The organism is Sinomonas humi, assembly GCF_000802235.1.
Lineage (GTDB): Bacteria > Actinomycetota > Actinomycetes > Actinomycetales > Micrococcaceae > Sinomonas > Sinomonas humi.
In genome coordinates this window covers 84,356-97,939 of record NZ_JTDL01000104.1, presented here as the reverse complement: position 1 = coordinate 97,939, position 13,584 = coordinate 84,356, and the positions used below count along the sequence as shown (strand labels likewise).

Annotated in this window: 11 protein-coding genes; 8 read left to right on the top strand and 3 right to left on the bottom strand. The window is 66.4% G+C overall.

Going from position 1 to position 13,584, the window contains the following annotated elements; genetic code table 11:
• Positions 1-8: 8 nt before the first annotated feature.
• The 4 genes from dnaE to nrdR all read left to right on the top strand — a co-directional run bounded on the left by dnaE (position 9) and on the right by nrdR (position 5,967).
• Positions 9-3,545, top strand: a complete 3,537-nt coding sequence (gene dnaE / locus LK10_RS09970; RefSeq protein ID WP_043123062.1) for a DNA polymerase III subunit alpha — start codon at positions 9-11, stop codon at positions 3,543-3,545.
• Positions 3,538-4,011: a hypothetical protein gene (locus LK10_RS09965; protein ID WP_052207178.1), complete on the top strand. Its 474-nt coding sequence runs from the start codon at positions 3,538-3,540 to the stop codon at positions 4,009-4,011. Before dnaE ends, LK10_RS09965 begins: the two co-directional genes overlap by 8 nt.
• 25 nt (positions 4,012-4,036) lie before the next feature.
• Positions 4,037-5,416 (top strand): histidinol dehydrogenase, encoded by a 1,380-nt coding sequence (gene hisD / locus LK10_RS09960; protein ID WP_043123060.1) that lies wholly within the window; start codon positions 4,037-4,039, stop codon positions 5,414-5,416.
• Positions 5,417-5,484: 68 nt separating this feature from the next.
• Positions 5,485-5,967 (top strand): transcriptional regulator NrdR, encoded by a 483-nt coding sequence (gene nrdR, locus LK10_RS09955; RefSeq protein WP_043123057.1) that lies wholly within the window; start codon positions 5,485-5,487, stop codon positions 5,965-5,967.
• A 73-nt stretch (positions 5,968-6,040) separates the two neighbouring features.
• Here nrdR and ppgK read toward each other — a convergent pair whose 3' ends face one another.
• On the bottom strand, positions 6,041-6,841 hold the full coding sequence (ppgK, locus tag LK10_RS09950) for a polyphosphate--glucose phosphotransferase (protein WP_043123055.1): 801 nt from the start codon (positions 6,839-6,841) through the stop codon (positions 6,041-6,043).
• Positions 6,842-6,923: 82 nt separating this feature from the next.
• On the bottom strand, positions 6,924-7,802 hold the full coding sequence (gene map, locus LK10_RS09945) for a type I methionyl aminopeptidase (protein WP_043123051.1): 879 nt from the start codon (positions 7,800-7,802) through the stop codon (positions 6,924-6,926).
• Between the two features lie 39 nt (positions 7,803-7,841).
• Here map and LK10_RS09940 point away from each other — a divergent pair, with 39 nt between their 5' ends.
• Positions 7,842-8,030 (top strand): SPOR domain-containing protein, encoded by a 189-nt coding sequence (locus LK10_RS09940; RefSeq protein WP_043123048.1) that lies wholly within the window; start codon positions 7,842-7,844, stop codon positions 8,028-8,030.
• Between the two features lie 40 nt (positions 8,031-8,070).
• On the opposite strand, the gene panB is transcribed toward LK10_RS09940, so the two are convergent.
• The gene (panB, locus tag LK10_RS09935; protein ID WP_043123046.1) at positions 8,071-8,961 is read right to left on the bottom strand and encodes a 3-methyl-2-oxobutanoate hydroxymethyltransferase; all 891 of its coding nucleotides are present in this window, start codon (positions 8,959-8,961) and stop codon (positions 8,071-8,073) included.
• Between the two features lie 74 nt (positions 8,962-9,035).
• Between panB and LK10_RS09930 the strand changes: the two genes are divergently transcribed.
• Genes LK10_RS09930 through LK10_RS21855 form a run of 3 tightly spaced genes read left to right on the top strand, consistent with a single transcriptional unit; the run spans position 9,036 to position 13,530 of the window.
• Entirely contained in the window at positions 9,036-10,376 is a 1,341-nt protein-coding gene (locus LK10_RS09930; RefSeq protein WP_043123044.1) for a glutamine synthetase family protein, read from the top strand.
• A 6-nt stretch (positions 10,377-10,382) separates the two neighbouring features.
• The gene (locus LK10_RS09925) at positions 10,383-13,409 is read left to right on the top strand and encodes a bifunctional [glutamine synthetase] adenylyltransferase/[glutamine synthetase]-adenylyl-L-tyrosine phosphorylase (RefSeq protein WP_043123041.1); all 3,027 of its coding nucleotides are present in this window, start codon (positions 10,383-10,385) and stop codon (positions 13,407-13,409) included.
• On the top strand, positions 13,393-13,530 hold the full coding sequence (locus LK10_RS21855; protein WP_156144117.1) for a hypothetical protein: 138 nt from the start codon (positions 13,393-13,395) through the stop codon (positions 13,528-13,530). The genes LK10_RS09925 and LK10_RS21855 overlap by 17 nt, the downstream gene beginning before the upstream one ends.
• The last annotated feature ends 54 nt before the right edge of the window (positions 13,531-13,584 follow it).

Genomic DNA, 13,584 nt, shown 5'->3' with positions numbered 1-13,584 from the left:
CTGGAGCAGTGAGTTCCACCGGGTCGTTCGTCCATCTCCACAACCACACCGAGTACTCGATGCTCGACGGCGCGGCGCGTCTGGGTGACTTGTTCAGCCATGCGGAAGAGCTGGGCATGAACGCCGTCGCGACGACCGACCATGGTTTCGTCTTCGGTGCCTTCGACTTCTGGAAGAAGGCGACCGACGCGGGCATCAAGCCCATCATCGGTGTGGAGGCCTACCTCACCCCAGGGACGGCTCGGCAGGACAAGACCCGCGTTCGCTGGGGAGACGGCGGTCGAGACGACGTTTCTGGTGCCGGCGCCTACACCCACATGACGATGTGGGCTGAGAACACCCAAGGCATGCACAACCTCTTCCGCATGTCCTCACTCGCTTCCCTCGAGGGCTATCTCTACAAGCCCCGCATGGACCGGGACCTGCTCCAGACCTATGGCAAGGGCCTCATCGCCACCACAGGCTGCCCTTCGGGGGAGGTCCAGACCAAGCTCCGCCTCGGCCTCTACAAGGAGGCCCGAGAGGCCGCGGCAGAGTTCCGCGAGATCTTCGGGCACGAGAACTTCTTCTGCGAGGTCATGGACCACGGCCTCGACATCGAACGTGGGGTACAGGCGGATCTCATCAAGCTCGCGAAGGATCTGGGTCTCCCACTCGTCGCGACCAACGATCTCCACTACACCCATGCCGAGGACGCATCGAGCCACGCGGCGCTCCTCTGCGTTCAGTCTGGCTCCACGCTTGCCGACCCCAAGCGGTTCAAGTTCGACGCCGATGAGTTCTACCTCAAGTCCCCGGCGGAGATGCGGGCGATCTTCAGCGACCATCCCGACGCCTGCGACAACACGCTGCTCATCGCCGAACGGTGCAACGTCGAGTTCAACACCAAGGCGAGCTACATGCCGCGCTACCCCTGCCCTGAGGGGGAGAACGAGGAAACGTGGTTCGTCAAGGAGGTCGAGCGCGGTCTGCACTATCGCTTCCCGAACGGAATCCCGGATGCCGTCCGCAAGCAGGCGGAGTACGAAATCGGGATCATCACCCAGATGGGCTTCCCGGGCTACTTCCTTGTGGTCGCTGACTTCATCAACTGGGCGAAGGACCACGGAATCCGGGTCGGTCCCGGTCGCGGTTCGGGTGCTGGCTCGATGGCCGCGTACGCGATGCGCATCACGGACCTGAATCCGCTGGACCACGGCCTCATCTTCGAGCGCTTCCTCAATCCTGACCGCGTCTCGATGCCCGACTTCGACGTCGACTTCGATGATCGCCGTCGACCGGAAGTGATCAAGTACGTCACCGAGAAGTACGGTGACGACAGGGTTGCCATGATCGTGACCTACGGGACCATCAAGGCGAAGCAGGCGCTCAAGGACTCGTCCCGGGTGCTCGGCTACCCCTTCTCCGTAGGCGAGCGTCTCACGAAGGCCATGCCGCCCGACGTCATGGGCAAGGGCATGCCGCTCGCGGATATCCACAATCCGGAGGCCAAACGCTACGGCGAGGCCGAGGAGATGCGGGAGCTTCTGCGCTCCGACGCCGATGCGCAGCGGGTCTTCGAGACCGCTCTCGGCCTCGAAGGGCTCAAGCGTCAGTGGGGCGTGCACGCCGCTGGCGTCATCATGTCGTCGCATCCACTCATCGACATCGTCCCGATCATGCGCCGCGAGCAGGACGGCCAGGTCATCACGCAGTTCGACTATCCGACCTGCGAAGGCCTCGGCCTCATCAAGATGGACTTCCTCGGCCTGAGGAACCTCACGATCATCACGGACGCCCTGGACAACATCAAGCTCAACCGAGGGGAGGACCTCGACCTCGAGCGCCTCGCGCTAGACGACGCCGCGTCTTACGAGCTGCTCGCGCGCGGCGACACTCTGGGGGTGTTCCAGCTTGATGGCGGCCCTATGCGGTCCCTCCTCAAGCTCATGCGGCCCGACAACTTCGAGGACATCTCCGCCGTCCTCGCCCTCTACCGCCCCGGGCCGATGGGCGCGAACGCCCATACCAACTACGCACTCCGCAAGAACGGGCTGCAGGAGATCACTCCGATCCACCCAGAGCTCGCGGAGCCTCTGGCGGACATCCTCGGCGGTACCTATGGCCTGATCGTGTACCAAGAGCAGGTCATGGCCATCGCCCAGAAGCTTGCCGGCTACTCGCTCGGCCAAGCCGACATCCTCCGCCGAGCGATGGGCAAGAAGAAGAAGTCCGAGCTGGACAAGCAGTTCGAGGGCTTCTCGTCCGGTATGCGCGAGCGCGGCTACTCGGCCGAGGCGGTCAAGACCCTCTGGGACATCCTGCTGCCCTTCTCCGATTACGCCTTCAACAAGGCTCACTCGGCGGCGTACGGCGTCGTCTCGTATTGGACCGCCTACCTCAAGGCCCACTATCCGGCTGAGTACATGGCCGCACTCCTTACCTCCGTCGGTGACGACAAGGACAAGTGCGCTATGTACCTCAACGAGTGCCGGCGGATGGGCATCACTGTCCTGCCGCCGGATGTCAACGAGTCGGCCCTCAACTTCACCCCGGTCGGGAACGACATCCGCTTCGGCATGGGCGCGATTCGCAACGTTGGCGCGAACGTCGTGCACTCGATGGTCGAGGCCCGCGAGGAGAAGGGGGCGTTCACGGGGTTCAGCGACTTCCTTCAGAAGGTCCCGGCCGTCGTCTGCAACAAGCGGACCATCGAATCGCTCATCAAGGCGGGTGCGTTCGATTCCCTCGGGCACCCGCGCCGCTCCCTTGCGATGATCCACGAAGAGGCGGTCGACGCGGTCATCATCCTCAAGCGCAACGAGGCAGCCAACCAGTTCGACCTCTTCAGCGCGTTCGACGGCGGTGCCGACGGAGATCTCTCATCGGGGCTCGCGGTCGAGATCCCTGACCTTCCCGAGTGGGAGAAGAAGGACCGCCTCGCGTTCGAGCGGGACATGCTCGGGCTGTACGTCTCAGACCACCCGCTCCAAGGTCTCGAGGGGGTGCTCGAGGGCCACGCAGATCATGCGATCTCTCAGCTCATCTCAGATGAAGGACCGGCCGACGGCGCGATCGTCACCATCGCCGGCATGATCACCTCGCTCAGTCGACGCATCGCGAAGGCGAGCGGCAACGCCTACGCGCGGGCCGAAATCGAGGATCTGGGTGCCTCTATGGAGGTCATGTTCTTCGGCCAGGTCTACGGTCCCATTTCGTCGATCCTCGCCGAGGACCTCATCGTCGTCGTCAAGGGTCGCCTCCAGCGAAGGGACGACGGCGCCGTCATGCTGAGCGCGATGGAACTCACCGTCCCTGACCTGAGCCAGGCCGACGGCGGCCCCGTCGTCATTTCGATGCCGACCCACAAAGCTACAGAACGCGTGGTAACGCGGCTCGGCGAGGTGCTCAAGACGCATCCCGGCCACAGCGAAGTACAGCTCCGCCTCCACGGGACGCGGAGTATCGAGGTCATGAAGCTAGGAGTCCATCTGCGCGTGAACCCGAACCCCGCACTCTTCGGAGACCTCAAGGTCCTCCTCGGCCCCGCTTGCCTTGATGCATGAGCCGCGCCTCTGGCCTGGGTGGCCGGTCGTTCTCCGTTGGCTGCTCGCGCCCCTTGTAGCGGGAATCGTGCTCGGTGTCGTGTGGTGGCTCGCCGCCCCGGGCGGACGCCTCTACGGCGATGGTTCGAACTATCAGGACTGGCTCCCTCGGGACCTCGTGTTCGCGGGCCTTGGTGCGCTCGCTGCGGTCGTCGTCGTGATTTTCGTGGTCCGCGCCCACGTGCGCTTCGGCTTCGCCGCCCGCTACCTGGCCGTGCTCGTCGGCTCGGGGTTGGGCAGCCTGCTCATGTGGCTGACCGGAACCGGCCTCGGCCGGGTAATCGGTTCCTCCCGCACGGATCCCAAGGTTGACGGCTCTGCATTCGGGCTCGACACGCTCAGCGCACTCGCCCTATGGCCGGCCATCGTGGCGATTGTCGTCCTCGCGCTTGTGACCGTCCTGTGGAGCCCTCCCACACGCCGCTGAGCGCTCGGGCACGTAGACTGAGCGGGTGACATCGCCAGCACCCGCCCTCGACTTCCGCACGATCGACCTCAGGGGCAGGAGCCTCGGCCTCGCCGAACTCCGGGCTCTCGTGCCACGCCTCGAGGCTGAGCAGGGCGCGGCGGTTGAGGACGCAGTGCGGGGCATCATTGCGGACGTCCGTTCCGGCGGGTTCGCGGCGCTGTCGATGTTCGCCGAGAAGTTCGACGGCGTGGCGCAGCGGCACCCGCGCGTCCCGGCTGAGGCAATCAAGCATGCCCTCGAAGCCGTCGATCCTTCGGTCAGGGCCGCACTCGAGGAGTCGATCCGGCGTGCGCGTCTGTTCGCCGAGGCCCAACGGCCGGCTGACGTGACGGTCAGGCCGGGCGACGGAGCCACCGTCACGCAGCGCTGGGTGCCCGTGCGCCGCGTCGGGCTCTACGTGCCAGGCGGCCTCGCTGTCTACCCGTCCTCGGTCATCATGAACGTGATCCCGGCTCAAGCCGCGGGCGTTGGTTCGATCGCCCTCGCCTCGCCCCCGCAGCGCGACAACGGCGGGCTCCCGCACCCCACAATCCTCGCCGCGGCTGCCCTGCTGGGGATCGATGAGGTGTACGCGATCGGCGGCGCGCAGGCGGTGGTCACGTTCGCCTACGGCATCCCCGCTGCTGAGGACTCGGAGGGGCCGTTGCCGTCCATCGAGCCAGCCGACGTGGTCACTGGCCCTGGGAACATCTTCGTCGCGACGGCGAAGCGTCTGGTCAAGGGGATCGTGGGTATCGACGCCGAGGCCGGTCCGACAGAGATTGCCATCCTCGCCGACTGCACTGCCCGGCCCGAGCTCGTAGCGGTAGATCTGATCAGTCAGGCTGAGCACGATACGAGGGCCGGATCTGTCCTCGTGACGGACTCGCCTGAACTCATCGAGGCCGTACGCGCCCAGCTGCTTGAGCAGGCCGAGGTGACGAAACACCGCGAGCGGGTGCTCACTGCGCTGTCCGGGCGGCAGTCGGGCGCAGTCCTCGTGGATGACGTCGACGCGGGCATCGCGGTGTGCGACGCGTACGCCGCCGAGCACCTAGAGGTCATGACGGCAGACGCCGCAGAGGTGGCCACCAGGATCCGTAACGCGGGGGCGATCTTCGTAGGCGACTACAGCCCCGTGAGCCTCGGCGACTACACCGCAGGGTCCAATCATGTGCTTCCCACGAGCGGGACCGCGGCCTTTTCCTCGGGCTTGAACGTTGCGACGTTCCTCAAGGCCGTGCAGATCATCGATTACAGCGAGGCCGCCCTCGACGCCGTCGCCCGCCACATCCGAAGCCTCTCCGATGCCGAAGACCTGCCCGGGCACGGCGATGCCGTGGACCGCCGCTTCGAGGAGCGCGCCTTCGACCCCCGTCCCTAGTAGAGGCAACCACTACATATAGTGGTCATCGCCTTGGCGGTGCTCGGTGCCAACTCTAGAATTGAGGGATGTACTGTCCCTTCTGCCGTAACCCCGACTCTCGCGTCGTCGACAGCCGCATTCAGGACGATGGCTCTGCGATCCGTCGGCGGCGGCAGTGTCCAAAGTGCGGGCGCCGATTCACGACGATCGAGACGACGAGCCTCACGGTCGTCAAGCGCTCTGGGGTCGGTGAGCCTTTCAGCCGTTCAAAGGTGATCAACGGCGTGCGGAAGGCCTGTCAGGGCCGGCCTGTCACGGAAGATGATCTCGCGATGCTCGCCCAAGAGGTTGAGGAGACCGTCCGGGGGAGCGGAGCCGCTGAGATCCAGGCCCACGAGGTTGGTCTTGCCATCCTCGGGCCTCTGCGCAAGCTCGACCATGTTGCCTATCTTCGCTTCGCGAGCGTGTATCAGTCGTTCGATTCGCTCGAAGATTTCGAGGCTGCCATCGAACTCCTGCGCTCCGAGCATGCCGAGGCGACTGCCGACGACGCCTTCGACGAGGACTGACGCAGCAGATGCCAGAAGTGGCAGGAGGGGACCGGTAAAACGGACCCCTCCTGCCACTTCTTCTGGTTTTCGGCTATTTCTTGAGCTTGTGATGGATAGCGACCTGCAGTGCCGCTCCCACAATGCCGGCTTCGTTCTTGAGCTCCGCGGGGATGATCGGGGTTCGGAGCTTGAGCCGCGGGAGGTATTCGTCGGCGCGCTTCGAGATCCCGCCGCCCACGATGAACAGCTCCGGCGAGAACAGGAATTCGACGTGCGAGAAGTAGCGCTGGAGGCGGACGCTGTAATCCTCCCAGCCGATGCCGTCACGCTCGCGGGCGACCGCCGAGGCCTTGCTTTCGGCATCGAAGCCATCGACCTCGAGGTGACCCAGCTCGGCATTGGGGACGAGCTTGCCGTCGAACACGAAGGCTGAGCCGATACCCGTGCCCAGCGTGATGACGAGGACGGTGCCGTCGACTCCCTTGCCAGCGCCGTACCGCACCTCGGCAAGGCCCGCAGCATCGGCGTCGTTGATGACCTCGACCGGGCGTCCCAGCCGTTCGCTGAAGAACTTGTCGATCTCGAAGTCGATCCACGACTTGTCGACATTGGCGGCCGAGTAGGCCACACCATGCTGGATGATCCCGGGGAACGTGACCCCGACCGGGGTATGGCGGTCCGGTGCGCCCTCCCGGTTGGAGAGCTCCTCGACAACCCGCGCGACTACTTCGGCCACCGGCTCCGGCGCGGCAGGCTGGGGCGTGTCGATGCGGACCCGGTCGCCGACTAGCTTCCCCTTCTTGAGATCGACGATGCCACCCTTGATTCCTGTGCCGCCGATGTCGACGCCGATGAGGTGGATGGACTTCTTCTTCTTGTCGCCTTTGGACATGCGTTGCGCCTCTCGCAGCTTGGGGAGGGGTTCGTTGGGATGGCAGGGAAGGGCTGGCTCCGGCAGAGGACGGAGCTTCTGACTAGGGGAGAGTCAGTACTTCAGCGCCCTTCTCGGTGACCACAAGGGTGTGCTCGAACTGGGCGGTCCGTCGCCGATCACGGGTGACGACGGTCCACCCGTCGTCCCACATCTCCCACTGGATGGTGCCCAGCGTGAGCATCGGCTCGATGGTGAAGACCATCCCCGGTTCCATCACCCGGCTGTAAGCCGGTGCGGCATCGTAATGCGGGATGATGAGCCCCGAGTGGAAAGCCTCGCCCACTCCGTGGCCTGTGAAGTCGCGCACCACGCCGTAGCCGAACCGCTTGGCATAGGACTCGATGGCGCGTCCGATCACATTGATCTCGCGTCCCGGAGCGACGGCTTTGATGGCCCTGCGGAGGGACTCCTCTGTCCGCTCCACGAGCAGCCTCGACTCGTCGTCCACGTTTCCCACGAGGAACGTGTAGTTGGTGTCACCGTGGACACCGTTCTTGAAGGCAGTGATGTCGATATTGATGATGTCGCCGTCGGCCAGGACCGTCGTGTCCGGGATGCCGTGGCAGATCACCTCGTTGACCGAGGTGCAGATCGACTTCGGGAAACCGCGATAGCCGAGCGTCGACGGATACGCACCGTGGTCGAGAAGGAACTCGTGCCCGACCCGATCGAGTTCGTCAGTGGTCACCCCGGGACGGATGTGGCGCCCGACCTCGACGATTGCCTGCGCGGCAATCTTTCCGGCTTCCCGGATGCGACCGAGCTGCTCCGGCGTGTAGACGTCGTTGCCTTGGTAGTGCTCGGGCCCGTCTTTGCCGACGTACTCCGGCCTAGGGATCGAACCCGGGACGGTGCGAAGGGGCGAGACGGTCCCCGGCGCAAGCGTGCCCACGGGTGCCGTGGGTGACTGTGAAGGCATAGGCTGAGTGTACTCGTGAGGGAAGGGAGGGCGAGCGGCATGACGCAGTATTGGTACAACGTCCGCACGCATCAGGTCGAAGAGGACGCGTTGAGCGATTGGACCCAGCTCCTCGGGCCCTACGAGACGCGGGAAGAAGCCGAGCGCGCGCTCGAGAAGGTCAAGGAGCGCAATCGCTCGTGGGACCCGGACGACGCGAACGGCGACGGCTGGTCGGACCGCGACTAGCTGGGTCAGGGGCCGGCCAGCTGGGTCAGAACCAGCTGGGTCAGAAGCTGTGCTCGGGGCCGGGGAAGGCGCCTGAGCGGACGTCGTCGCCGTAGCGGCGCGCGGCGTCGAGCAGCGTTCCGCGAAGGTCCGCATACTGCTTGACGAACTTTGCGATCCTCGTGCCTTCCCCGCCCCGGAGGCCCGCCATGTCCTGCCACACGAGGACCTGGCCGGTCGTCGAGGCGCCCGCGCCGATTCCAATGGTCGGCACGCTCACGGCTGCCTCGACGGCGGCCGCAGTCTCCGCGGGCACCATCTCCATGAGGATGCAGAAGGCCCCGGCCGCCTCGAGGGCCTTGGCGTCCTCGATGAGGCGTGCGGCGTCGTCGCCCCTTCCCTGAACGCGGTAGCCGCCGAGTGCGTGCTCGCTCTGGGGCGTGAAGCCGATGTGAGCCATGACCGGGATGCCGGCTTGGACCATGGCGCGCACGGTGTCGGCGTAGAACGCGCCGCCCTCCATCTTGACGGCGTGGGCGAGCCCCTCCTTGAGGAAACGGACGCCCGACTCTACGCCTTGGGCCGGTGAGGTCTCGTAGCTGCCGAACGGGAGGTCCGCGACGACGAGTGCGCGGCGGGCGGAGCGGGCGACGGCGCGGCAGAGGGGCAGCAGGTCATCGACCGTGACGGGCAGGCTTGTCTCGTACCCGAAGACGTTGTTAGCCGCCGAGTCGCCGACTAGGAGCACTTCAATCCCAGCCTCATCGAAGATCTGGGCGGCGTACTGGTCATAGGCAGTCAGCATCGCGAAGTGCTCGCCGCGTTCCTTGGCCGCCGCCAAGTGGTGGATGCGCACGCGGGCCGGCGGGCGGCCTGCAGACACGCGGCCGGAGGCCGGCTGAGGCCCGGTTCCGTAGGGCGCGGAAGACTCGTCAGAAGTGGTGGGGACCATACGGACGAGAGTAGTCCAAGCTGAGTAGAGTGGGGGAAGCGCCCAGGCCCGTTACCGTAAGGGAGACCTCCCCCATGAACCGTCAGCAGGAATTCGTGCTCCGGACCATCGAGGAGCGCGACGTCCGCTTCGTTCGCCTGTGGTTCACCGACGTCGTCGGCTCGCTCAAGTCGGTGGCTCTGGCCCCTGCAGAAGTCGAGGGAGCGTTCGACGAGGGGCTCGGGTTCGACGGTTCGTCCATCGAGGGGCTCGCCCGCGTGTCCGAATCCGACATGCTGCTCCAGCCGGACCCCTCGACCTTCCAGATTCTGCCGTGGCGCGGTGAGACCGAGCCCACGTCGCGGATGTTCTGCGACATCCTCACGCCCGACGGCGAGCCCTCACCCGCCGACCCGCGCAACGTCCTCAAGCGGACCCTCGCCAAAGCGGCCGAGATGGGGTTCACGTGCTACACCCATCCCGAAATCGAGTTCTACCTTCTCGAGTCGGACAGGCTCGGCCCCGACGGCGCGCCCGTTCCCATTGACCAGGGTGGGTACTTCGACCACGTCCCGGGCGGCGTTGCCCAAGACTTCCGCCGGACTGTCGTCAACATGCTCGAATCCGTAGGGATCTCTGTCGAGTTCAGCCACCACGAGGGAGGCCCTGGGCAGAACGAGATCGACCTCCGCTACGCTGATGCGCTCCAGACTGCGGACAACATCATGACGTTCCGCACGGTCGTCAAGGAGGTCGCCATCCAACAGGGCGCCTACGCCACGTTCATGCCAAAGCCGTTCACGGCGTATCCCGGGAGCGGCATGCACACCCACTTCTCGCTTTTCGAGGGGGATTCGAACGCGTTCCACGAGCCGGGGGCGGAGTTCCAGCTTTCTAAGACAGCCCGCCACTTCATCGCCGGCCTTCTTCGGCACGCCAACGAGTTCACCGCGGTAACGAACCAGTTTGTGAACTCGTACAAGCGACTCTGGGGCGGCGGTGAGGCGCCGAGCTACCTGAGCTGGGGCCACAACAACCGCTCGGCGCTCGTCCGGGTCCCGCTCTACAAGCCGGGCAAAGGTCAGTCGGCGCGCGTCGAATACCGCGGCATCGATTCGGCCACCAACCCTTATCTCTCCTACGCCGTCCTCCTCGGGGCCGGCTTGAAGGGGATCGAGGAGGAGTACGAGCTGCCGGCCGTGGCGGAGGACGACATCTCGTCCCTCACGTCGGCCGAGCGGCGCGTCCTGGGCCATTCGCCGCTCCCCGCGAGCCTCTACGACGCGATCGGGTCGATGGAGGACTCGGACCTCATGGCGGAGATCCTCGGCGAGCAGGTCTTCGAGTACTTCCTGCGCAACAAGCGGCAGGAATGGAGCGAGTACCGCCTCGAGGTCACGCCCTACGAACTGCACCGCAACCTCGGCATCCTCTAGTCAGACATGGCGCCCAGCCTTACCCGCCGGCTCATCGCCCTCGGTTCGTCCGACCCAGAAAGGGCCGAGCGCTTTCTCACAGCGCCCGAGTTGGAGGGGATCGACGAGGAGGTCCTGCTGGAGGGATTGGGAGTCGCGCCGGACCCGGACAGTGCGCTCGTCGCGCTCGTGCGGCTCCTCGAGAAGGCACCCCGTCTCCGGGAGACTGTCGAGGCCGGTCTGTCACGGTCGGAGCCGTTGTTCAGGCTTCTTGGCGCGTCGGAGGCCCTCGGGGACTTCCTGATCCGGCATCCCGAACACCTGGACGTCTTTGACACTGTGCCTTCGGCGGAGCCACAGGGCGCGGACCCAGTAGCGCTCAGGGCGTCGCTTCTCCACTCGGTAGGGGGCGATCCCTCTGCTCGCCGTCCGGTCGCGAGCAGTGTGGGCTCCGAGGGCTGGGAGGCCCTTCGGGTGAGCTACCGCCGTCATCTGTGCGAACTCGCAATCCGCGACCTGGGCGCCGCGTCTCCGACTGACTTCCTGCCTGCCGCGGCGGCCGAGCTCGCGGATCTGGCAGCCGGAGCGCTCGAGGCGGGCCTCGCCGTCGCCCGCGCCGAGGCGGCGGTGACGTTCGGCGCCGAGGCTGTCGACGCCGTCGCCCTCGCCGTCATCGGAATGGGCAAATGTGGCGCCCGCGAGCTCAATTACATCTCGGATGTCGACGTCATCTATGTCGTCGATGCCGAACCGGGGATGGACCCCTCGACGGTCCTCAGCATCGGGACAAGCCTCGCAACCGGCCTCGCGCGCGCCGTGTCGGGGACGGCGCGCGAGCCAGGTCTGTGGCAGGTCGATGCGAACCTCCGCCCGGAAGGCAAGGACGGCCCGCTCGTGCGGACGCTCGATTCGCACGTCGCGTACTACGAGCGCTGGGCCGAGAGCTGGGAATTCCAGGCGCTGCTCAAGGCCCGCTGCATTGCGGGCGATCCGGAATTGGGCGCCCGCTACGAGCGGGCGGTCGCCCCATTTGTCTGGTCCTCTGCAGGACGCGACGGGTTCGTCGACTCGGTCCAGGCCATGCGCCGGCGCGTCACGGAGCACATTCCACCAGCCGAGGCCGAGCGGCAGATCAAGCTCGGGGCCGGCGGCCTGCGCGATGTCGAATTCACCGTCCAGCTCCTCCAACTCGTTCACGGGCGCGCGGACGAGTCGCTGCGGGTTCGCGATACGACATCTGCAATCGCGGCGCTTGCCGCGGGAGGCTATATCGGACGCAGCGCCGCCGCCGAATTCGATGCCTCCTACCGCCGGCTCCGTCTCCTCGAGCACCGCATCCAGCTGAGCCAACTCCGGCGGACTCATCTCATGCCCGTCAGGGAGGATGCTCTCCGCGCGCTCGCTCGGGCTGTTCAGGGCATCATGGACACGAGCAAGGCGTCTCCCGAGGCTCTGCTCGACTCGTGGCACAGGACTAAGCGGAGCGTCCGAGAGTTGCATGAGCGGATCTTCTACCGCCCGCTTCTCAACACGGTCGCCAATCTGAGCCCCGAGGAGGCAAAGCTCTCGCCCGAGGCCGCTCAGGGGCGCCTCGCAGCCCTCGGCTACAGCGACCCGCAGGGCGCGATGCGGCACATCGAGGCCCTCACTGCGGGAGTGAGCCGACGCGCCGCGCTCCAGCGCCAGCTCCTGCCGGTCCTGCTCGACTGGCTCGCGCAGGGCGTCGACCCGGACGCCGGACTGCTCGCCTTCCGCCGCGTCAGCGAGGCCCTCGGAACGACCCACTGGTACCTCGGCATGCTCAGGGATTCCGCAGCGGCGGCCGAGAGGCTGTGCCACGTCCTCGCGAACTCCCGGCTCATCGCGGACCTCCTCGAGGTCTCGCCCGAGTCTGTTGCATGGTTGGGCCACGAAAAGGACCTCACGCCCATACCCCTCGAGGCGCAGTGGCAGGAGATCCAGTCCAAGATCTCGCGCCATGACGACCCGACCGCCCGGATGCGGCTCGTGCGGCTCATCCGGCGTCGGGAGATCCTACGCACCGCCATCGCCGATAGTGCCGGCCTGCTCGGCCAGGACCAGGTGGGGAACGCTCTCGCTGATGCGGACCAAGCGGCCGTCCTCGGGGCGCTTCGCGTCGCGGAGGAACAGGCGGCGGCGAGGGCGCCCCTCCTGACTCGTGTGCTCGTCGTCGCGATGGGTCGACAGGGCGGCCGCGAGATCGGCTACGGTTCCGACGCGGACGTCATGTACGTCCACCGTCCCTTGCCCGGCGCTGACCCGTCCGAAGCCCAGCGGCAGGCGAAGGAAATCGTCACGGCGATGGCGGGGCTCCTGACGCAGCCGCTTCGGCCCGCAGTCCTGGCCGAGCGCGTGCTGCAGCTTGACGCGGACCTGCGGCCCGAAGGCAAGGCTGGACCGCTCGTGCGCTCTCTGGATTCGTTTGCGGAGTACTACCGTCGATGGGCGCTTGTCTGGGAGTGGCAGGCACTGCTGCGGGCACGCCCCATGGCGGGCGACGACGGGTTGGCCGCGGATTTCATGCAGCTAGCAGACAGCGTCCGCTACCCCGAGCACCTCTCACACGCCGACATCACAGAGATCCGGCGCATCAAGGCACGCGTAGAGGCAGAGCGCCTTCCTCGGGGCGCTGATCCCGCGCGGCACCTCAAACTGGGGCGCGGTGGGCTGAGCGACGTCGAATGGCTCGTGCAGTTCATCCAGCTCCAACACGCGGCACAGCACCCCGAACTTCGGACGACCTCGACGCTCGCAGGCCTGCACGCGGCGGCCGAACTGGGTTTTCTCGAGGAGCGGGAGGCGGAACTGCTTGCCGAGACCTGGCGGCTTGCGAGCCGTATCCGCAGCGCGAACGTGGTGTGGACGGGCCGGGCCTCCGACATGCTGCCGTCCTCACGGCGAGATCTCGAAGCGGTCGCCCGCTGGTGCGGCTACCCGCCGGGCCAGGCGAGCGCCCTCGAGCAGCAGTACCTTCAGCTCACTCGGCGGGCGCGCCATCTGTTCGAGGAGAAGTTCTATGCCGTCGGCGGGTGACGACCGGGGGCACGGGGAGACGAGGGTCGAGGAGGGGCACCTGGTCGCGCTCCCGGCCCCTCGCCATGACGTCGTGGCGCTGGGCGACGCCGTGGTGATCCTTCCGACGATCGCCGGCTGACCGCCGTCGTGCGGGCCGGGATGGGTACCTGTGGTCGCGGCGAGTACCGGTGAA

Coding starts and splice junctions, on each gene's coding strand:
- LK10_RS09965 (WP_052207178.1), top strand. CDS start 3,538: ATGCATGAGCCGCGCCTCTGGCCTGGGTGGCCGGTCGTTCTCCGTTGG.
- nrdR (WP_043123057.1), top strand. CDS start 5,485: ATGTACTGTCCCTTCTGCCGTAACCCCGACTCTCGCGTCGTCGACAGC.
- ppgK (WP_043123055.1), bottom strand. CDS start 6,841: ATGTCCAAAGGCGACAAGAAGAAGAAGTCCATCCACCTCATCGGCGTC.
- map (WP_043123051.1), bottom strand. CDS start 7,802: ATGCCTTCACAGTCACCCACGGCACCCGTGGGCACGCTTGCGCCGGGG.
- LK10_RS09940 (WP_043123048.1), top strand. CDS start 7,842: ATGACGCAGTATTGGTACAACGTCCGCACGCATCAGGTCGAAGAGGAC.
- panB (WP_043123046.1), bottom strand. CDS start 8,961: ATGGTCCCCACCACTTCTGACGAGTCTTCCGCGCCCTACGGAACCGGG.
- LK10_RS09930 (WP_043123044.1), top strand. CDS start 9,036: ATGAACCGTCAGCAGGAATTCGTGCTCCGGACCATCGAGGAGCGCGAC.
- LK10_RS09925 (WP_043123041.1), top strand. CDS start 10,383: ATGGCGCCCAGCCTTACCCGCCGGCTCATCGCCCTCGGTTCGTCCGAC.
- LK10_RS21855 (WP_156144117.1), top strand. CDS start 13,393: ATGCCGTCGGCGGGTGACGACCGGGGGCACGGGGAGACGAGGGTCGAG.